Below are 17758 nucleotides of genomic sequence, written 5' to 3' on the forward strand. Positions count from 1 at the left end.
ACCCGAAGGGCGACACAACGGGGTGTCCTTCTTTGTCTACTTTCTTGGACAAGCAAGAAAGTAGAACGCCCAACAGGGCGTCAGCGGCGATGGGAGGTGGATCAGCATGCGTCAATTCCCGCTATTCCGCGAAGAACCTTTTTTTAGGACCGGCAAGCTTCAAACTGCAAGTGGCAGGCTACGTCGTCACCTCCCGCAGCTTGAAGCTTGTAGCCCCCCCTACAAAGCACGGCGTCCGATCCAGCACGGTCTCGCCCTGTTCCCCCTCCCCACGACGTCTTTACGTAATCTTTACAGTTCCCCTGGTTGAAGAGCCGTGCCCTCCCCCTCAGGCTAGCCCCTGTCCGCGGACAATATTCTTTTCTCGTTGTCCGGTTTTCGGAACGACGTCTCTTAAGGAGGAGAATGATGACCAGCGAGGACCTTTTCCCAACCCGTCACGATGAGCGCCATGAGCGTTTCAGCCGCGTCGATCCGGTCATTCACGCCCGCAATCAGGAGCGCTGGAACGGCCCACTCGACGAGGTATCCCTGTCCCGCTATGAACGCGATGGCTTTCTCTGGTTCGAGGGCTTTTTCTCGCGGGAGCGGATGAAACCGTTCTTCGATGAGCTTAAGGAAATGGCCAGGGACACCGATCTGATGAATTCGGACCAGGTGATCAAGGATCCGGATTCCGGCGATTTGCGTTCGGTGTTTGATATGCACCGCATTTCCGAGCGTTTCGACAAACTCACCCGAGACCCGCGCATCCTCGGTATGGTGCGCCAGTTGCTCGGCGGCGACGTTTATATCCACCAATCGCGAATCAACGATAAGTTTGGCTTTCAGGGCAGCGGCTTTAACTGGCACTCGGATTTTGAAACCTGGCATTCCGAGGATGGCATGCCGCGTATGCGCGCGGTGAGCGCGTCGATCATGCTCACCGACAACAACGAATTCAATGGCCCGCTGATGCTGATACCCGGCTCACACCACTATTTCGTGCCGTGCGAAGGCAGCACGCCGAAGGACAACTGGAAGGATTCCCTGAAAGCACAGCGTCTGGGCGTGCCCAGCCAGGAAAATCTGATTGATCTGGTCAATCAGGGCGGCATCCAAGCGCCCAAGGGGCCACCGGGGTCGCTGTTGCTGTTCGAGTGCAATACCCTGCACGCGTCCAACAAAAACCTGTCACCGTGGCCACGGGCGAACCTGTTTTTTGTCTACAACAGCGTGGACAACACACTGGAACAGCCCTACTGCGGCAATCAACCCCGGCCCGACTTTCTTGGCAATCGGGAGGACACCGAAGCGCTCGCCATGCACGACCATCTGGAGCCGCTGTAACGCGGCTCCGGTTTACACGCCCAGTGATTCGATATCGCCGGCGAGAATCGCCAGTTGATGCGCGATCGAATTGCGGAACGCCTCGGCGTTGACCAGATAGGAGGGGGCCGAGCAGGTCAGCGCCATGATGGTGCCGTCTTGCAAAAACACCGGTGCCCCGGCGGCGTTGATGTTGCGATCCCAATCGCCCAGCGACAAACAGAAGCCGCTCTCTTGAAGCTGGCGGGTGGCGTCGTCCAGGGCTTCCTCGAAGCGCGGCCAGTCATCGCCGTATTTCTTCTCCAGGGTGATTTTCATCATATCCCGGTCGTTTTCACCGAGCGCGGCGAAATAAGCGCGCCCCGCCGCCGAGGTCGCCAGCGGCATGCGCAAACCGATCTCCATGCGCAACATGGAGGTGTCCGGCGGCAGCCGGTTTTCCACGTAGATCATGTGCAGCCGGTCACGGCAGGTCAGCCCCACCGAGACGTTATTGCGGCGCGCGAACTCGTCCATATAGGGCTTGGCGAGCTGGCGCACTTTCAGGTTGGAGACATAGGCGTAGCCCAGCGATAACACGCCGGAACTGAGCTGGTACTTTTCCAGATCAGGCAGATAACTGAGGTAACCCAGGCGCGTCAGCGTGTACGTCATCCGTGACACGGTGGCCTTGGGCAGGCTGGTCAGGCGCGCGATGTCCTGATTGCCCAGAATCACCCCACCCTGACTGAAGGCACGAAGCACATTCAGGCCGCGGGACAACGCTTCAACAAATTTGCGATCTTTGGGTGCTGTTTCCAGATCCCCGATGGGTTCGATATTTTTAGTCATTCGTCCAATTCGTCGCCAGATAAAACACAGCTTCCGGAACCAACCCGCGGTGCCGGCGCCGGCAAAAACCAACGCGGCGTCCATCGCCGCTGAGTCAGCGGCCGGGCCGCCCAGGGGGCGATCCGGAAGGTCCGATCAATGCAACTACCGGGAGCCCGTCAAAAGGTGTCTCCCCCTGCTCGGCAGAGCGACAGTGACGTTATGGGGCATATTGCATGTCCGGCCACGGTACCATGTTTCACCCAGCGAAACCAAAACCTTCTTATCCGCACGTCCCTCTCTGCGTTTCTTTCCGTTCCACGGCCGGCGCCAGCACGAAGCGGCGCCGGCGCGGCGCGGCTCAGGACATTAAACCAGGCAGGAACAGGACGATCTGCGGAAAGGCGATCAGCAAAATCACGGTGACGATGTCGGCGACGATAAACCAGGTCACCCCTTTGAATATCTGGCCGATTGACACCTCATTACGCACCACCGCCTTGATAATAAAGCAATTAAGACCGATCGGTGGCGAGATCAGGCCGATCTCCAGATATTTGATCATGATGATGCCGAACCAGACCAGGTTGTAATCCAGCCCTTTGATGATCGGAATCACGATCGGCAGGGTCAGCAACATGATCTCGATGGAGCCCATGAAGGTGCCGAGGAAAATATACAGCAACGACAGACAGGCGAGAATCACGAACGGCGGCACGTCGAAGCTGGCGGCCCAGGTGGTGAGATCCGCGGCAATGCCGGTCAGCGCGGTGAACGACGTAACCATATAGGCGCCGATCACCGCCGCGAACAACATGGCGGTGGTTTTCAGTGTTTCGCCGAGCGCATTCGAGGTCTTTTTGCGGTCCAGACGGCGGCTGAACACGCACAGAAGAAAAGCCACCATGGCGCCAATCCCGCCTGCCTCCGAGGGCGTGAACAGGCCACTGTAAAGGCCGGCCACGATCACCACGATCAGGACCAGCATGCCCCAGGTCTTGTTCAGCGCGGCCAGCTTCTCGCCGGTAGTCGAGCGCTCCACCGGTGGCGCCAGAGCCGGATTGTGCTTTGCCCGGACCATCACCACCGCCACATAAATGCCCAGCGACAGCAGCCCGGGAATCACCCCGGCGACGAACAGCTCGGCAATCGATTGCTCGGTGAACACGGCGTACAGGATGATCAGAATGCTCGGTGGGATCAGCGAGCCCAGCGTGCCAGACGCGGCGACCACGCCGGTCGCCAAGCCTTTCTGATAACCCCGCTGCAGCATTTCCGGTACCGCCATGCGCCCCATTGCAGCGGCAGTGGCCAGGCTTGAACCACTGATCGCGGCGAACAGCGCGCAACCCACCGCGGAGGCCACCGCCAGGCCGCCGGGCACGCGGCCCAGCCACAACCGCGCGGCGCCATAGATATCCCGGGTAAAACCACCCTCGGTGGCCAGGTAGCCCATTAGCAAAAACATGGGAATGGTGGTGAAGGTGTATTCCGCGGTACTCGAATAGGGCAACTTACCGAGGAAGGAATTGGCGGTCATCATGCCCGCCTGAATATCGAATGACTGGCTGCGCGCGGCGATCACCAGCACCATGCCGACGTAACCGGCGGTGACCAGCACCACGGCAATCGGCACGCGCAACAACAGCAGCACAATCATGCCGGTGGTGACAACGATGCCAACGGTTTGCGGATCCATGCATCACTCCATTGTTGTTTTGTTGTGATTGTTGATGGGCGGCTTCACGGTTTTTTCGCCAGATCGGCGGTATCGCGCAGCGCCGCATCAAACTCGGTTTCGTCGTCGGGACGCGACGCCGGCCACAACAGCTGCGTCAGTATTCTCAGGCACCACCAGGCCAGCCCCAGCGGGATCAGCATCTTGGCCGGCCAATCACGCAGATCAAGCACGCTGTTGTAAGCCAGTTCATCGAACACGAACGCGTCGTGGGCGCTCATCCAGCTTACGTAGGTCATGGTCCCGAATACCGCCAGCCCAAGCAGCAGGCCGATCGAGACCAGCAGCGTCTGCACCGGTTTGGGCAGGAAGTCGGTGAGCACCGTGACCTCAAGATGAGCCCCCTGGGACTGCACCCAGCTCAGTGGCAAAAACACCAGCGCCACCATCAGCATTTCACTGATCAGCAGATCATCGGGCAGCGGCGTGTTGAAGAAAGTCCGTCCGATCACGGACAGAAAGGTGACCAGCACCATGGCGCACAACATCAGCTTGGCGATCACGATGAACACCGTGTCGACCAGCGACATACCACGCTCTATGTTTCGATGCAGATTATTCACGGCATTGTCTCCCGGTTTAGTCAGCACACAGCCCGGGCCGGATGGCCCGGGCGAGGACCACTAGAAAGTTACTTGCGATCCCAGGGATAGCCGTTTTCTTCCACCTCTTTCTCGACTTTATCGATTTCCGCCATATAGGCTTTGTAGATCTTGGGGGCCGCCGGGTTGCGTTTGGCCAATCGACCCACCACGTCCTCGTCGGCCTGACTTACCGCCTTGGCCCAGCTTCGACGCTGTTCGGCGTTCAGGCGGATTACCTTGGTCGGGTACTTTTTGTCGTTGGTCAATTCATCGCGGCTGTTTTTGCTGTCGATCAGGTCTTCCCTTGCTTCGCGCAGCAGCAATTCGTCCTGCAATGACTTCAGTGCTTTCTTGGATTTTTCCGAAAGATTCTCGTAGACCCGTTTATTCATCACCACGATATTGGTTTGCTGGCCCAGGTTCGGCTCGATCACGTAATTGGCGATCTCGTGGTGACGGTAGGGAATCACCAGGTTGAGATAACTCTGAGCGCCATCGATGGTGCCGCGCTCCAATGCGGTGTAGATATCCGGAAAGGTCAGATTCACGGTGGCGACGTTCCATCCGCCCTGCTCCGCTGCCCTCGCCCAACGGGAGGCGAGACGGATTTTGTCGCCTTTCAGGTCGTCCGGGGTGTAATAGGGGCGGTTCTTACTGAGCAGCACGCTCGGTCCGATCGAGTAATGGGACAGATAGACCATGTTGTTGCGGTCCAACTCCTCCTTGAGCTCCGGAAAGCGATCGTACATGCGCCGCCAGGCTTCCATGGCCACGTACTGATCGCCGGTGCCGACACCGGTGGTGGACAGATAATGCAAAGGCATGCGCGCCTGGGAATAGGCGGGAATCACATAGCCGGCATCGGCGACGCCGGAGCTGACACCATCGACCGCGTCTTTCAGCTTTACCAGGCTGCCCATGTAATGAATGTTCAGGCTTAGCTCGCCGTCACTACGTTTCTCCAATTCATCGGACCACCATTTCAGAACCCGGTTGTAAGAGGTGTTGGTCGGCGGTGTGGAACTGGCGAAAGAAATCGCCCGCGCCGAGGCGGCTCCGGAGATTGCCAGCCCCAGGCCGGCGATCGACAGGGTAATCAGGGCCTGAGTACAGAACGTCTTCAATATCTTCGTTTTAAACATATTGCTACTCCCGATGGTCTTGTTGTTAACCCGCCCGGAAAAGCGGGTTTTGTGGCCGCTGCGAGCGGCGTGGAAGAGTCAGGAAGGCGATCGTTTGCCTTCCTGGCCGGGGATCAAAACATAAATTCGCCACCATTCACGTGCAGCGCCTGACCGTTGACGAAGCTGCCGCCATCGCCGCACAGATACAGACAAGCAGCGGCAAGATCATCGACCTCGCCCCAACGCCGCACTGGAATTTCCTGCTTTTTCTTTTCCAGATCGGTGTTCGGGTACTGGCTCCAATCACGGGTGGTGTTGATCGCCCCCGGCACCACCGTGTTGCTGGTGATGCCGAAAGGCCCGAATTCCCGCGCCAGCGCTTTACTGAAGCCATGCATCCCCGCCTTGCAGGCAATGTTGTGGGCACGGTTGAGAATGTGACCGGTAAAGCCGTCATAGCCGGAAACGTGGATCAGTCGCCCCCAACCGCGCTCTTTCATGCCGGGAAGGACCAGGCGATCCAGGTAGAAAACAGCGCTGAGATTGGTTTCCAGAACCTGTTTCCAGTCGTCGATGGAGACCTCCAGAAACGGCTGGTGAAGGCGACGACCGACGTTGGAGATGGCGATGTCCACCGGGCCGAAGCGCTGCTCGGTGGCCGCCACCATTTTTTCCACCGCGTCGGGGTCGGACACATCGCAGAGATGGCCCATGGCCTCGCCGCCCATCTGCTCAATCTCCGCCACCACCGCATCGACTTTTTCCTGACTGCGGCCACCATTGATCACCACTCGAACACCGGCCTGGGCCAGGCCAATGGCGATGGCTTTGCCGATGTTCTGGCCGGAGCCGGTCACGATCGCGGTCTTGCCGCGCAGTACCTGATTGTTATCATTCATAGGCTTTCCTCCAGGGCACCAGGCCCCTCAGTACTCCGCATCCGGGTTATGCGGTTCGCGCCGCCAGCGCTTCGGCGAATGCCACTACTCTTTGCGCTTGGTCGGCGTGCAAGTTTTCAATCATGTTGCCGTCCAGAACCGCCACGCCCTTACCCTCGGCGAGGGCGTCTTTCCAGGCGGCCAACACACGCCGCGCTTGTTCGACTTCACTGAGATCGGGGCCAAACAGGCGATTGGCGGGCTCGACCTGGCTGGGGTGGATCAGGGTCTTACCGTCAAAGCCCAACGCCCTGCCCTGCCGGCAAACCGATTCGAAGGCGGCAACGTCGCGCAGATCCAGACACACGCCGTCGAGCACCTCGCAGCCGAAGCGCCGCGCGGCCACCACCGTGCGTGACAGCGCATACAGCAGCGGCAACCGCTCGGCACCCGGCTCGACACGCAGTTCCTTGATCAGATCGGAGGTGCCCATGACCATCACGGCGGCCCCGCTGGCCGCGATCTCATCCACATTGGCCAGCGCCTGAGGTGTCTCGATCATGACCCAAAGCGCGGGCCGGTGTGCTGCATCGCCGAGCTGCTCAAGACAACGTTTCGCCATCGCCGCGTCGTCCACCTTTGGCACCAATACGGCGTCGGGCGCGGCGCCCACCGCGGCTTTCATGTCGTCTTGGAACCAGGGAGTTTGCTCGCCGTTGACACGCACGATCATCTCCCGATGCCCATAGCCGCCGGCACGCACCTGGTCGCACACCAACCCGCGCGCCTCATCCTTGCGCGCCGGGGCGACGGCGTCTTCCAGATCAAGGATCACCGCGTCGCAATCCAGGCTCTTCGCCTTTTCCATGGCCCGCTGATTGACACCCGGCATATACAGCACCGAGCGTCGTGGTCTGAGTGTCATCGTCATGGTGTCGCTCCCGCCGCCTTACATACCGATCAGATCGGCCTTGCGAATGGTGTTTTCGAGAATCCGTATCGAGGCCGCGTCGACCATATCGCCGTCCACGGCGACCGCGCCGAGGCCCTGGGCTTCCGCTTCCTGATAGGCCTTGGCGAGCTTGCGCGCGCGATCCACGCTGTCCTTGCTGGGCGAGTACTCATGGTTGGCGATTTCGATCTGACTGGGGTGGATTGCCCACTTGCCGCTGGCACCGAGAATCCGCGAACGTTTGCACTCTTCCCGATAGCCTTCCGGGTTCTTGAAGGCGGCGTAGGGACCATCAACCATGTCGATGCCGGCGGCGCGCGCGGCGATGATTACCTTGTTGCGCGCGTAGTGCCAGATATCGCCGGGGTAGCCGTCGGACGAGCCGATTGCCTTCGTATCCACACCCTGGGACGCGGAATAATCGCCGGGGCCGAAAATCAGTGCTTCCAGACGCGGTGATGCCAGTGCGATCTCCTCGGCGTTGATCATCGCTTCCACCTCCTCGATCAGCACCTCCAGGGCGATGCGGTTTTCAAGACCAAGCCGGGTTTCGAGCTGGGTCAGCAACACATCCACCCACCACACGTCCTTGGCGCTTTTCACCTTGGGAATAATGATCATGTCGAGATTGGCGCCGGCCTGCTCCACCACATCGATGATGTCGCGGTGGGCGTATTCGGTTTCCAGATTGTTGATTCTCACGGCACGGGTTTTGTTGCCCCAGTCCAGGTTGTTCAACGCCGCCACCACCTTAGCGCGGGCGCCTTCCTTTTCGCTGGGCGCCACCGAATCCTCGAGATCAAGAAACACCAGATCCGCGTCCGAGGCGGCGGCCTTGGCCATCATCTTTTCGCTGCTGCCCGGGGTGGACAGTTCCGAACGACGTAAACGCATAAGTTTTATCCTTTTGAATAGCTCGCAATAACGTTTTCTTCTTCCAGCTTCGCCAGCTCATGGCCGGTGTAGCCAAAACTCTTCAGCACCGCCAGGGTATGCTCACCGAGCATCGGCGCGCGCCGCGCGCCGGTGGACGGCGTGTCGCGCAGGCGGATCGGCGGAGCGGCAAACGTGCCGCTGTGCCGGCTGCCCGGATGTTGCAAGCGCAGAAACATGGAACGCGCGGGGATGTGAGGATCGTTGAAAATGTCTTCGGCGGTATTGATCGGCCCGGCCGGCACGAACCCACCCAGCGCCTCCATGATTTGCTGCTTGCTGCGCGGTGCGCACCACTGGGCCAGGACAGCGCGCACCTCGACGGCGTTCTCTACCCGCGATGGGTTATCCATGTAACGCGGGTCCTCGGCCATGTCGGGGCGTCCGATGATCCGGCACAGCTCTCGCCAGAGGTTGTCCCGGGGCGCGGCGATGGTGACCCAGCCGTCCCGGGCGGGGAAATTGTCGAACGGACACAGCAACGGATGGCTGGTGCCCTGGGGCTTTGGTATCTCGCCGGTGTAGCTGTATTGATAGACGATCCGTTCGCACAGGCTGAGGATGCTGTCGTACATGGCCACATCGAGAAACTGACCCTGGCCGGTGCGCTCGGCATGCCAGAGCGCGGCGGCAATACCAAAGGCGGTTTGCACCGCCGGGAAGATATCGCCGACGCCCGGGCCGATCTTGATCGGGCTGTCGGCATCCGGCCCGGTGATGCCCATCAGGCCGCCCATGGCCTGGGCAACCACATCGTAGGCCGGCCAATGGGCGTAGGGGCTGGCGCCGGTGCGCGGGTCACCGAAACCGCGAATGCAGGCGTACACCAGCTTCGGATTGATTTCGCGCAGCCGTTCATAGCCCAGCCCCAAGCGATCCATTACACCGACGCGAAAATTTTCCAGCACCACGTCAACGCCGGCCACCATGCGCAGCAATACTTCACGGCCGGCCTGCTGTTTCAGATCCAGCGTGACGCTGGCCTTGTTGCGATTGACACTATGAAAATAGCCGCCGTAATGGCGATCAGTATCGTCGTCGAAGTGCGGCCCCTGCTTGCGGGTCTGATCGCCACCAATCGGCTCCACCTTGATCACCTCGGCGCCCATGTCGCTGAGCATCATCGAGCAATAGGGGCCGGCCAGCATTTGCGTCAGATCAAGCACCGTGACGCCCTTAAGGGGGCCGCCGCCTTCGCGCTTCCAGGAACTCATGCACGACCCCAATGGCTGCGACGTTTGAGCATCACCCGTCGCTCCCCGGTGAACACCACTTTGTCGTCCTGGTTGATACCGATATGCCGGAAGGTGATCACGCCGGCATCCTCGCGGGGCGCGTCGTCAACGGCCAGCACCTCGCTGAAGGCGTACAGGGTGTCGCCGTGAAACACTGGATTGGTGAAGCGGATCTTGTCCAGGCCCATTTCAAGCAGCGCCTGCTCGGCGGTGTCCTGAGAGGCCAGGCCAATAATGAACGACGCGGTAATGCCGCCGAAATTAATGCGCTGCCCGAACGGCGACGACGCCATCCGATGCTCGTTGAAATGGCCCTGGGCGGTGTTCATCACCTGCAAGGTAATCAGCACATTGTCCATCTCGGTGATGGTTCGCCCGCGGGCGTGGCGAAATACCTGGCCGGGCTCGAAGGCTTCAAAGTAGTTGTCGTTCGCGGTGAGAGTGTCAGGCGTGGTGGTCATGCTTTGATTGCTCCCAGAAGCCGGTCGGAGATAATCCGTTTCTGAATTTCCGAGGTGCCTTCGAAAATTTTGGTCAGCCGCGCGTCGCGCCAGTAGCGCTCGACGGCGAAATCGGTGGTGTAGCCGGCGCCACCGTGAATCTGCAAGGCCTCGCTGGTGACGCGCTCGGCCATTTCGGCGGCGAACAGCTTCACCATTGAGGACTCCTTGTCGCAGCGGCGGCCGCTGTCGATTTCGGTGGCCACGTAATACATAAGCTGGCGTGCCGCCTCGATCTGCGCGGCCATGTCGGCGATCTTGAAGCGGATCGCCTGGAAATGGGCAATCGGCATGCCGAACTGAACGCGCTCCTGGGCGTACTTGATGGCGTCTTCCAGCGCACCGCGAGCCAGGCCGATGGAGCGTGCCGCCGTGTGCGCGCGCGCCACTTCCAGTTTGCCCATTGTGGTGTAAAACGCTTTGCCCTCTTCGCCAATCAGCGCGCTGGCGGGCACCCGGCAGTTCTCGAAAGCCAGCTCGAAGGTTTTCCAGCCCCGGTAACCGATTTTCTTCACCGCGGTGCCCTGGACCCCCGGCGGCAAGGTGCCCCGTGGCTTGGGAATATGAAAGGCGCTGATGCCTTTATGGCGGGCTTTCGGGTCCACGTTGGGATCGGTGCGTGCCATCACGGTGAGGTAATCCGCGCCGTCGGCGAAGGTGCACCACATCTTGCTGCCATTGATCAGCCAGTCGTCGCCGTCGCGGCGCGCCCGGGTGGAAAGGTTGGCCACATCGGACCCAGCGTTGGGCTCGGACAGCGCGAACGCACCGAGGTATTCACCTCGGGCGATGCGCGGCAGAAAATCCGCTTTTTGCTGTTCGTTAAAGCCGCTGCCGGCGGCATTGCCGCGCGCCATAATGCTGGCCACGCTCATCCAGCCACGCGCCAGCTCTTCGGCCACCAGACAGTATTCAAAGCAGCCAAGGCCGAGACCTTCGTAACGGGTTGGAATCATGATTCCAAAGAAGCCCATCCGCGCCATCTGATCACGCAGCGACATCGGTATCTCGCCGTTGATCGGGTCAAGCTCGTTGGCCACCGGCAGCACTTCTTTCATGGTGAAATTGCGTGCGGTCTCCTGGATCATCAACCGCTCTTCGGTCATGTAATCGGGCACGTCGTCGCGCGGCGGGATGGGGGGATTCTCTCTGCTCATGGTTATTTTCCTTCCAGACGTTTGGCGATCAGGTTGGTGCGGTGGAATTCGATGACGCGCTCGCCGCGCTGATTGAAACCTTCCGTATGCCAGGTAGCGATGCCGCCATCGGGCCGGCTGTCGGAGTCACGCAGAGAGATCACTTTGCTGCGTGCCGTCAGGGTGTCACCGGGATAAACCGTGCCTTCGAAAGTCAGCTTTTCCACGCCCAGAAAGGCGCCGCCGGATTCACTGAGGGCTTCCACCGACAGCCCGAACACGGTGAGAAACACCAGCATTGGATTGATCACGACGCTTTCGTGGTCGTGCGCGCGGGCATACTCGGTGTTGAAATAAAGCGGATTGAAATGCAACGTCATGGTGCTGAAGCGGGTGTTGTCTTCCTGCGACAGGGTGCGCCCCCAGTGGTGCTCGAACAGCTGGCCAACGGTCATGTCGTCCAGTCCGTTTCCTTTTGGCCAGTCACTCGCTTTCGCTTTCAGCGCCTGTACATCAATCATGGTGATTCCTCTCTGTCCGGAAATGGGTGTCCGGCAATGGGTGTCAGGGAATAGGTGTGCGGCGATCAGTGTTGCGGCGTGGTCAGCGACAACAATTCGCCGATGTCACCGCTGTCGTGCAGGGCGGCAACACCGGTGAGCAGCGTGTGCGCGCGGTGGGCGCCGATCACCGGCGTCGCCAGGGCGAGAAATTTATCGCTCAGGCGCCGCCACTGTTCAGCCAGGCCCTGTCCGGAGGCGGGTCGTGAAACATCGCCGTGTCCGGTCACCGTGTCGCCGTTGGTGAGCACCACGCTCACCTCGCTGCTGTAGTTGTTGGCCAAGGTGTCCACCGCTTCGACGCGCACCTTGTCGCGAACCGCGATGATGTCCGCATCGCGGGCCATGCGGTCGGTGAACATGGACTCGCCGGTGCCCCTGCGCAGGAACGCAAGCGCCGCCGTCATGCGCAGGCTGAACTTGCCCTGCAGGCCGGTTTGCGGGTTTTCGATATTGCACACACGCAGATGGCCCGGGGGCACACGCACCACGATCTCGCGCACCTGCGAGGGCGTGAACGAGTGTTCCGATTGCAGCGCGGTGAGCGCCTCGATGGTGGCGTGGGTCAGGTAGCAGGCGGCGTGGTATTTAAACAACACCCCAGTGATGCCCAGGGGCTCGCCGGGGCCGGCGACGCCGGCGGGATTGATGCCGTCCGCCTGGGTGGCGACGAAGCCCTGTTCCGCCTCCAGCGCATTCGGATGGGCGGTAAATCCGCGCTCCGCCAGCTGCCATGCGAACAGGCCGGCGGCCGCCGCTTTACCCGCGTGCAGCGGTTTGGCCATGGTCCCGAACATGCATTTCAAACCGGCCGCCTGGGTGGCGGCAAGGCCAAACGCGGTGTTCCAGGTCGTCGGGTCGGCGCAGGCCAGATGGGCGCACGCGGCCGCGGCGCCGAACGTGCCCACCGTGGCGGTGCAGTGAAAACCTCGTGCGTAATGACCCGGCGAGACCAGTGTTCCGACCCGGCATTCCGCCTCCACGCCCGCCACAAAGGCGGCGATGAAAGCTTTGCCAGTGGCGCCACGTTGCTCGGCCTGGGCCAGCAGAGCGGGAAAAACCGGAACCGAGGGGTGGCCGCCCATCTGTGAAACCACGTCATCGAAATCCAGAGCGTGGGAAGCGGCGCCGTTGATCAGCGCCGCCCAGCGCGGGCTGCTGCGCTGCCGATGACCAATCAGCGTGGCGCGTGGCGCGCACTCGTCGTCACCGGCCTCGTCGCGCAGTATCTTCACCAGCGGCTCGCCGCCACCGCCGAGGGTGACGCCCAGCCAGTCGAGAAAGCAGTGCTTTGCGAATTCCACTTCCTCGGCGTTGAGATCGGTGTATTTTATTGACCGGACCCGGCCAACGATCGCCGACGTAATGTCGGAATTTTTCTGTTTATTGTTCTCGGATTCGGGGCTCATGATCACTCCTGAGATACCCGGCATTGCGTTCATCCATGGGTGTACACTTTGATGAACCTGCCTTTTCAGTCGCGCGCCAATGAAAAAGATTGGATTTTTATCAACCGTGCGACCAACCTGATGTCTCATTATGGTGAGCCGCTCTTGCGACGCCATTTGCTAAACGTTAATGTCAAATTAACCGCAGGTTATGCCGCGAGGTTTTCAAGTGCGCAGACGTCGTTTACCCCCTTTGAACCCGGTCAGAAGTTTTGAAGCGGCCGCTCGCCATGGCAGTTTCACGAAGGCCGCCGAGGAACTGCATGTGACGCCGGTCGCAATCAGCAGACAGGTGGCCGTGCTCGAAGGGTATTTTGGCATTCCTCTGTTCGACCGCCTGCACCAGACCTTGCGTCTGACCCAGGCGGGGCGCGATTTTCTGCCCTGCGCCACCGCCGCCTTTGATCTGCTCAGCGAGGGCGCGCGCAAGCTGCAGACGCGCAGCTCCGAGCCGGTGGTGATCTGCGCCTACCCTTCGGTGGCGATCCACTGGCTGATCCCGCGCCTGAGCCGTTTTCATGACAGCCACCCGGATATTGAAATTCGCATGACCACGGCGGTGGCGCCCAAGGAATTTGATTACGACGAAGTCGACATTGGCCTGCAGTACCTGCACGACGCCCGTCAGGATCTGATCACTCAGCTGCTGCTGCCAGACATCATTCAGCCCGCCTGCAGCCCCAAACTGCTGGGCGGGCCGCACCCGCTGCCCCCGGCGGCCAACCTCAGCCACCATATCTTCCTGCACTCCCAGCATCGCCAGCAGGACTGGCAAGAGTGGCTGCAAGCCGCCGGGCTGGACGACATCAAACCGGCCCGAGAGCTGACGTTCACCGGCTCAAGCCTGGCCTATCAGGCCGCCGCCGAAGGCATGGGCGTGGCCGTGGTGCAAAGACTGCTGGTCGACGAGGAATTTCGCTCGGGCCGCCTGGTGGCGCCCTTTAATCTGGCCGCGCAACGCACCAAGGGCATTTGCATGGTGAGCCGCCCGGAGCGGCTCGACGACCCCCGTGTGGCGGCCTTCCGCACCTGGCTGGAAGCGGAAGCGGATGTCGCCATCGCCCGCCTTGATCTTTCCAACACCATCAATCTGGGCGAGGAGGCTGTGCTCGAGTTCAGTTAACTGTTCCTCGTTTCGCCTTCTCTCCCGCTCGCCTTGCACACCGCCCATTTTGATTTTTTTGAAGCATCTGGCACCTCGAACCTTCTGTTTTTCTGGGGAACAGGGAACGAGGTGAAAGGGCCAGGCGGTGTGTCGTGGACGTTTTCCTTTTCGGTGTTACAGCGCGGGCACGGCCTTTGCGCCGGCTATGCGCTGCCTCGCGCTGTTCCCTGCTCCCTGTTCCCGGCTCCCTAAAAAATACCCACAAAACTTCTGGTTAACCCTGCATTAATTTTTTCCCAGTCGTAAAGTCGGGGTGGGGTTTCATAATCACTATGACAACCACCGTATGAAAATCCGCTTTCAGCCGTCGCTGCTTTTTGCCACGGCGTTTGGAATTTTCCGGGAGAACAAAAAATGCAAGCTTTTCGTTTCGATCCGGTCGCCTTGCCGGAGAGCGCCAGACAGTTGCGACGAGAAGTTCGTGACTTTCTCGCCGAACAGATCAGTAAAGGTGGAATTACTCCGCACCGTAATTCCTGGGGCAGCTACGACGCTGACTTCAGTGCGTTATGCGGCGAGCGGGGTTACATCGGCATGCGCTGGCCAAAACGCTACGGTGGCCATGAAAAAAGCGCCCTCGAGCGTTATGTGGTTACCGAGGAGATGCTTGCCGCCGGCGCGCCGGTGGGGGCCCATTGGGTCGCCGACCGGCAAAGCGGCGCCAATATCCTCGCCCACGGCAGCGAGCAGGCAAAACAGGAAATTCTGCCGGAAATCGCCGCCGGCCAGTGCTTTTTCGCGATTGGCATGAGCGAGCCCAATTCCGGCTCCGACCTGGCCGCCGCCACCACCCGAGCGGAACCCACCGAGGGTGGCTGGCTGATCAACGGCACCAAGATATGGACCAGCAGCGCGCACCGCGCGCACTACCTGATCGCGCTGGCCCGCACCGCCGCCAAAACCGAAGACCGGCACGCCGGGCTGACCCAGTTCATCGTCAAGCTCGGCGGTGACGACGTCAAAGTGCGGCCCATCTATAACCTCTACGGCGGCCATGACTTCAATGAGGTGGTGTTCGACAACACCTTCGTTCCCGCCCACCGCGTGATCGGCAAGGAAGGCGACGGCTGGCGCATGGTCACCGGCGAGCTGGCGTTCGAGCGCAGTGGGCCGGACCGCTTTCTGAGCACCTTCCAATTGCTGCGGCAGCTTATCGATGCACTCGGCGAACAACCGGATCGCCGTGATCGCGCCGCCCTGGGCCGGCTGGTCGCCCATCTGGCCACCCTGCGCACCATGTCCACGTCGGTGGCGGGCATGTTGGAACGGGGCGAATCGCCCAACCTGGAAGCCGCTCTGGTCAAGGACATCGGCACCACCTTCGAACAGGAGATCCCCGAGATCGCCCGCTTGCTGGTGGAAGCCCGCCCCGGTCTTGAGCGTGGCGACCCATTTAACGAAGCGCTGGCCCGAGCGGTGCTTACCTCACCGTCGTTCACCATTCGTGGCGGCACCCGGGAAATTCTGCGCGGCATTATTGCGAAAGGGCTGGGCCTGCGATGAGCGAACTAAAGGACATTTTTCTCTCGACCTGCGACCGGCTACTCGGCGAATTGAACACCACCGACGCTGACGATCACGGCTGGCCACGGGCGGCCTGGCAGCGGTTGGTGGAACTGGGCCTGCCCGCAGCGCTGACGCCGCAGCACGGTGACGATGGCTTGAGCGTCGCCGACGCTCTGGCGGTGAGCGAGCTGTGTGGCTATCACACCCTGGCCTTGCCGTTACCAGAGACTCTGGTGGCGAACCGGTTGCTGGCGCTGGCCGGCTTACCGATCGGCGATCAGCCGTTGACCCTGGCGGCCACGGCGGGCGAGACCGTGCGCCTCGACCGTGAGCAGGACCATTGGCGGTTGCACGGCGAGTTGAGCGCGGTGCCCTGGGGGCGCCACGCCGACGCCGTGGTGCTGCAGGTGGAAAGCGATCAGGGCAGCCGGCTGGTGCGGATTGCCGGCGCCGGTCTTGCCTGGCGCGCGGCCACCAATCTGGCCGATGACCCGCGTGACGATGCCAGCGTGGATCTGCGAGTTGAAGACAGCCAGTGCCCGCCCTTCCCCGCCGGCTCCCCCTCGCTGCTGGAATGGGGCGCGCTGATTCGCGCCCTGCAAATGAGCGGCGCCATGCGCAAGACACTGAAACTGGCGGTCGATTACGCCAATGAGAGGGTTCAGTTCGGTCGCCCGATCGCCCGTTTTCAGGCAATCCAGCACCAGCTCGCGGTGGCCGCCGGGCAGCTCGCCGCGGCCACCGCCGCCGCCGAGGACGCGGCCCGCCGCACCGATGGTCGCGACCATGGCTTTTCCATCGCGGTCGCCAAGGCGCGGGTTGGCGAGGCCGCCGGGCTGGTGGCGGCGATCGGACATCAGGTGCACGGCGCCATGGGCTATACCCGTGAACACACACTGCACCATGGCACCCGGAGGCTGTGGTCCTGGCGCGACGAATACGGCAACGAATCGTTCTGGCAAACACGGCTGGGCACGCTGGCGGCGAGCGGCGGCGGCGATGGCCTGTGGGCCACCCTGACCGCCCTGCAGGACAGCAGCGAGGAGCAACAATGAGCGATGAACTGCTGTTCCAGGTCGACGACGGCGTGGCCCTGCTGACCCTCAACCGACCGGACAAACGCAACGCCTTCAACCGCGCCATGATCGAGCAATGGCTGCAAGCGCTGGAGCAATGCCGCACCCGGGCGGACATCGGCGCGGTGGTGCTCACTGGCGCCGGCGACCGGGCGTTCTGCTCCGGCGGCGACATCGCCGATATGAATCGCGGCGAGCGTGGCACCTGGTCCACCAAGGACTATCTCTGGGAAGCCATCCACCGCATTCCATTGGCGCTGGAGCGTTTGGACAAACCGGTGATCGCCGCCCTCAACGGCACCGCCACCGGCGCCGGCCTGGACATGGCGCTGATGTGCGACCTGCGCTTCTGCGCCGACCACGCCCGGCTTGGTGAAACCTACATCAAGGTGGGCCTGGTGCCCGGTGACGGCGGCGCCTACTTCCTGCCGCGCCTGGTAGGGCTGCCCAAGGCATTGGAACTGCTCTGGAGCGGCGACCTGATCGACGCCGGCGAGGCCCTGCGCATCGGTCTGGTCAACCGGGTGTATCCCAGTGACACGCTGCTGCCCGAGACGCTGGCCTTCGCCCGCCGCCTGGCGGACGGCCCGCGCCGGGCGCTGCGCCTGACCAAACGGACCGTCTACCAATGCCAGCGGTTGGATCTGAGTACCGCCCTGGATCTGGTGTCCTCGCACATGGGGCTGGTGACGCGCGGCGCCGAGCACATCGAAGGGGTGCGTGCGTTTTTGGAAAAGCGGCCCGCGGATTTCCGTGCCGCCGGCGACCAGGAAGCTGGCCAGTAACCCATCTCAGCGGAGGTATC

18 protein-coding genes are annotated in these 17758 nt (G+C 61.5%); 6 read left to right on the plus strand and 12 right to left on the minus strand.

The annotated features are described in order from the left end of the window. The first annotated feature begins 405 nt into the window (after nucleotides 1–405). Nucleotides 406–1329 carry an ectoine hydroxylase gene (gene thpD / locus CGS25_RS08835; protein WP_101675254.1) on the plus strand — a complete coding sequence of 308 codons (924 nt, stop codon included), beginning with the start codon at nucleotides 406–408 and terminating at the stop codon, nucleotides 1327–1329. A 12-nt stretch (nucleotides 1330–1341) separates the two neighbouring features. Here the strand turns inward: thpD and CGS25_RS08840 are convergent, their stop codons facing one another. From CGS25_RS08840 to CGS25_RS08895, 12 genes are all read right to left on the minus strand, one after another. After that, on the minus strand, nucleotides 1342–2139 hold the full coding sequence (locus CGS25_RS08840) for an IclR family transcriptional regulator (protein WP_101675255.1): 798 nt from the start codon (nucleotides 2137–2139) through the stop codon (nucleotides 1342–1344). Between the two features lie 340 nt (nucleotides 2140–2479). Next, entirely contained in the window at nucleotides 2480–3817 is a 1338-nt protein-coding gene (locus CGS25_RS08845) for a TRAP transporter large permease (protein ID WP_089032052.1), read from the minus strand. Between the two features lie 44 nt (nucleotides 3818–3861). Then, nucleotides 3862–4419: a TRAP transporter small permease gene (locus tag CGS25_RS08850; RefSeq protein ID WP_232802335.1), complete on the minus strand. Its 558-nt coding sequence runs from the start codon at nucleotides 4417–4419 to the stop codon at nucleotides 3862–3864. 68 nt (nucleotides 4420–4487) lie between these two features. Then, nucleotides 4488–5582: a TRAP transporter substrate-binding protein DctP gene (gene dctP / locus CGS25_RS08855; RefSeq protein ID WP_101675257.1), complete on the minus strand. Its 1095-nt coding sequence runs from the start codon at nucleotides 5580–5582 to the stop codon at nucleotides 4488–4490. A gap of 113 nt (nucleotides 5583–5695) precedes the next feature. Continuing rightward, nucleotides 5696–6463, minus strand: coding sequence for an SDR family NAD(P)-dependent oxidoreductase (locus CGS25_RS08860; RefSeq protein WP_101675258.1), 768 nt, complete (start codon nucleotides 6461–6463; stop codon nucleotides 5696–5698). A 46-nt stretch (nucleotides 6464–6509) separates the two neighbouring features. Continuing rightward, the gene (locus CGS25_RS08865) at nucleotides 6510–7373 is read right to left on the minus strand and encodes an HpcH/HpaI aldolase/citrate lyase family protein (protein ID WP_198588738.1); all 864 of its coding nucleotides are present in this window, start codon (nucleotides 7371–7373) and stop codon (nucleotides 6510–6512) included. Nucleotides 7374–7391: 18 nt separating this feature from the next. Continuing rightward, nucleotides 7392–8288 (minus strand): HpcH/HpaI aldolase/citrate lyase family protein, encoded by an 897-nt coding sequence (locus CGS25_RS08870; protein ID WP_101675259.1) that lies wholly within the window; start codon nucleotides 8286–8288, stop codon nucleotides 7392–7394. A gap of 5 nt (nucleotides 8289–8293) precedes the next feature. Further along, complete coding sequence (locus CGS25_RS08875) at nucleotides 8294–9541, minus strand: CaiB/BaiF CoA transferase family protein (RefSeq protein WP_101675260.1); 1248 nt, start codon at nucleotides 9539–9541, stop codon at nucleotides 8294–8296. Next, nucleotides 9538–10023: a MaoC family dehydratase gene (locus tag CGS25_RS08880; RefSeq protein ID WP_101675261.1), complete on the minus strand. Its 486-nt coding sequence runs from the start codon at nucleotides 10021–10023 to the stop codon at nucleotides 9538–9540. The genes CGS25_RS08875 and CGS25_RS08880 overlap by 4 nt, the downstream gene beginning before the upstream one ends. Then, nucleotides 10020–11219, minus strand: coding sequence for an acyl-CoA dehydrogenase family protein (locus tag CGS25_RS08885; protein ID WP_101675262.1), 1200 nt, complete (start codon nucleotides 11217–11219; stop codon nucleotides 10020–10022). Before CGS25_RS08885 ends, CGS25_RS08880 begins: the two co-directional genes overlap by 4 nt. A 2-nt stretch (nucleotides 11220–11221) precedes the next feature. Next, complete coding sequence (locus CGS25_RS08890) at nucleotides 11222–11719, minus strand: MaoC family dehydratase (protein ID WP_101675263.1); 498 nt, start codon at nucleotides 11717–11719, stop codon at nucleotides 11222–11224. A 65-nt stretch (nucleotides 11720–11784) separates the two neighbouring features. Then, nucleotides 11785–13167, minus strand: coding sequence for an MmgE/PrpD family protein (locus CGS25_RS08895; RefSeq protein ID WP_157933799.1), 1383 nt, complete (start codon nucleotides 13165–13167; stop codon nucleotides 11785–11787). Between the two features lie 51 nt (nucleotides 13168–13218). On the opposite strand from CGS25_RS08895, the gene CGS25_RS18980 reads away from it, so the two are divergent. From CGS25_RS18980 to CGS25_RS08915, 5 genes are all read left to right on the plus strand, one after another. Next, nucleotides 13219–13422 carry a hypothetical protein gene (locus tag CGS25_RS18980; protein WP_157933800.1) on the plus strand — a complete coding sequence of 68 codons (204 nt, stop codon included), beginning with the start codon at nucleotides 13219–13221 and terminating at the stop codon, nucleotides 13420–13422. After that, the gene (gcvA, locus tag CGS25_RS08900) at nucleotides 13358–14329 is read left to right on the plus strand and encodes a transcriptional regulator GcvA (RefSeq protein ID WP_101675265.1); all 972 of its coding nucleotides are present in this window, start codon (nucleotides 13358–13360) and stop codon (nucleotides 14327–14329) included. Before CGS25_RS18980 ends, gcvA begins: the two co-directional genes overlap by 65 nt. A gap of 396 nt (nucleotides 14330–14725) precedes the next feature. After that, nucleotides 14726–15874 (plus strand): acyl-CoA dehydrogenase family protein, encoded by a 1149-nt coding sequence (locus CGS25_RS08905; RefSeq protein WP_101675266.1) that lies wholly within the window; start codon nucleotides 14726–14728, stop codon nucleotides 15872–15874. After that, nucleotides 15871–16932, plus strand: a complete 1062-nt coding sequence (locus tag CGS25_RS08910) for an acyl-CoA dehydrogenase family protein (RefSeq protein WP_101675267.1) — start codon at nucleotides 15871–15873, stop codon at nucleotides 16930–16932. Before CGS25_RS08905 ends, CGS25_RS08910 begins: the two co-directional genes overlap by 4 nt. Next, nucleotides 16929–17738: an enoyl-CoA hydratase/isomerase family protein gene (locus CGS25_RS08915; RefSeq protein WP_101675268.1), complete on the plus strand. Its 810-nt coding sequence runs from the start codon at nucleotides 16929–16931 to the stop codon at nucleotides 17736–17738. Before CGS25_RS08910 ends, CGS25_RS08915 begins: the two co-directional genes overlap by 4 nt. The last annotated feature ends 20 nt before the right edge of the window (nucleotides 17739–17758 follow it).

Source organism: Alloalcanivorax mobilis, assembly GCF_002864685.1.
GTDB lineage: Bacteria > Pseudomonadota > Gammaproteobacteria > Pseudomonadales > Alcanivoracaceae > Alloalcanivorax > Alloalcanivorax mobilis.

Bases quoted from the DNA above. Each gene is read 5' to 3' on its own strand.
- CGS25_RS08870 (WP_101675259.1), bottom strand. From the start codon at position 8,288: ATGCGTTTACGTCGTTCGGAACTGTCCACCCCGGGCAGCAGCGAAAAG.
- CGS25_RS08845 (WP_089032052.1), bottom strand. From the start codon at position 3,817: ATGGATCCGCAAACCGTTGGCATCGTTGTCACCACCGGCATGATTGTG.
- CGS25_RS08840 (WP_101675255.1), bottom strand. From the start codon at position 2,139: ATGACTAAAAATATCGAACCCATCGGGGATCTGGAAACAGCACCCAAA.
- dctP (WP_101675257.1), bottom strand. From the start codon at position 5,582: ATGTTTAAAACGAAGATATTGAAGACGTTCTGTACTCAGGCCCTGATT.
- CGS25_RS08865 (WP_198588738.1), bottom strand. From the start codon at position 7,373: ATGACGATGACACTCAGACCACGACGCTCGGTGCTGTATATGCCGGGT.
- CGS25_RS08910 (WP_101675267.1), top strand. From the start codon at position 15,871: ATGAGCGAACTAAAGGACATTTTTCTCTCGACCTGCGACCGGCTACTC.
- CGS25_RS08915 (WP_101675268.1), top strand. From the start codon at position 16,929: ATGAGCGATGAACTGCTGTTCCAGGTCGACGACGGCGTGGCCCTGCTG.
- CGS25_RS18980 (WP_157933800.1), top strand. From the start codon at position 13,219: ATGAACCTGCCTTTTCAGTCGCGCGCCAATGAAAAAGATTGGATTTTT.
- CGS25_RS08885 (WP_101675262.1), bottom strand. From the start codon at position 11,219: ATGAGCAGAGAGAATCCCCCCATCCCGCCGCGCGACGACGTGCCCGAT.
- thpD (WP_101675254.1), top strand. From the start codon at position 406: ATGATGACCAGCGAGGACCTTTTCCCAACCCGTCACGATGAGCGCCAT.
- CGS25_RS08905 (WP_101675266.1), top strand. From the start codon at position 14,726: ATGCAAGCTTTTCGTTTCGATCCGGTCGCCTTGCCGGAGAGCGCCAGA.
- CGS25_RS08880 (WP_101675261.1), bottom strand. From the start codon at position 10,023: ATGACCACCACGCCTGACACTCTCACCGCGAACGACAACTACTTTGAA.
- CGS25_RS08875 (WP_101675260.1), bottom strand. From the start codon at position 9,541: ATGAGTTCCTGGAAGCGCGAAGGCGGCGGCCCCCTTAAGGGCGTCACG.
- CGS25_RS08860 (WP_101675258.1), bottom strand. From the start codon at position 6,463: ATGAATGATAACAATCAGGTACTGCGCGGCAAGACCGCGATCGTGACC.
- CGS25_RS08890 (WP_101675263.1), bottom strand. From the start codon at position 11,719: ATGATTGATGTACAGGCGCTGAAAGCGAAAGCGAGTGACTGGCCAAAA.
- CGS25_RS08895 (WP_157933799.1), bottom strand. From the start codon at position 13,167: ATGAGCCCCGAATCCGAGAACAATAAACAGAAAAATTCCGACATTACG.
- gcvA (WP_101675265.1), top strand. From the start codon at position 13,358: ATGCCGCGAGGTTTTCAAGTGCGCAGACGTCGTTTACCCCCTTTGAAC.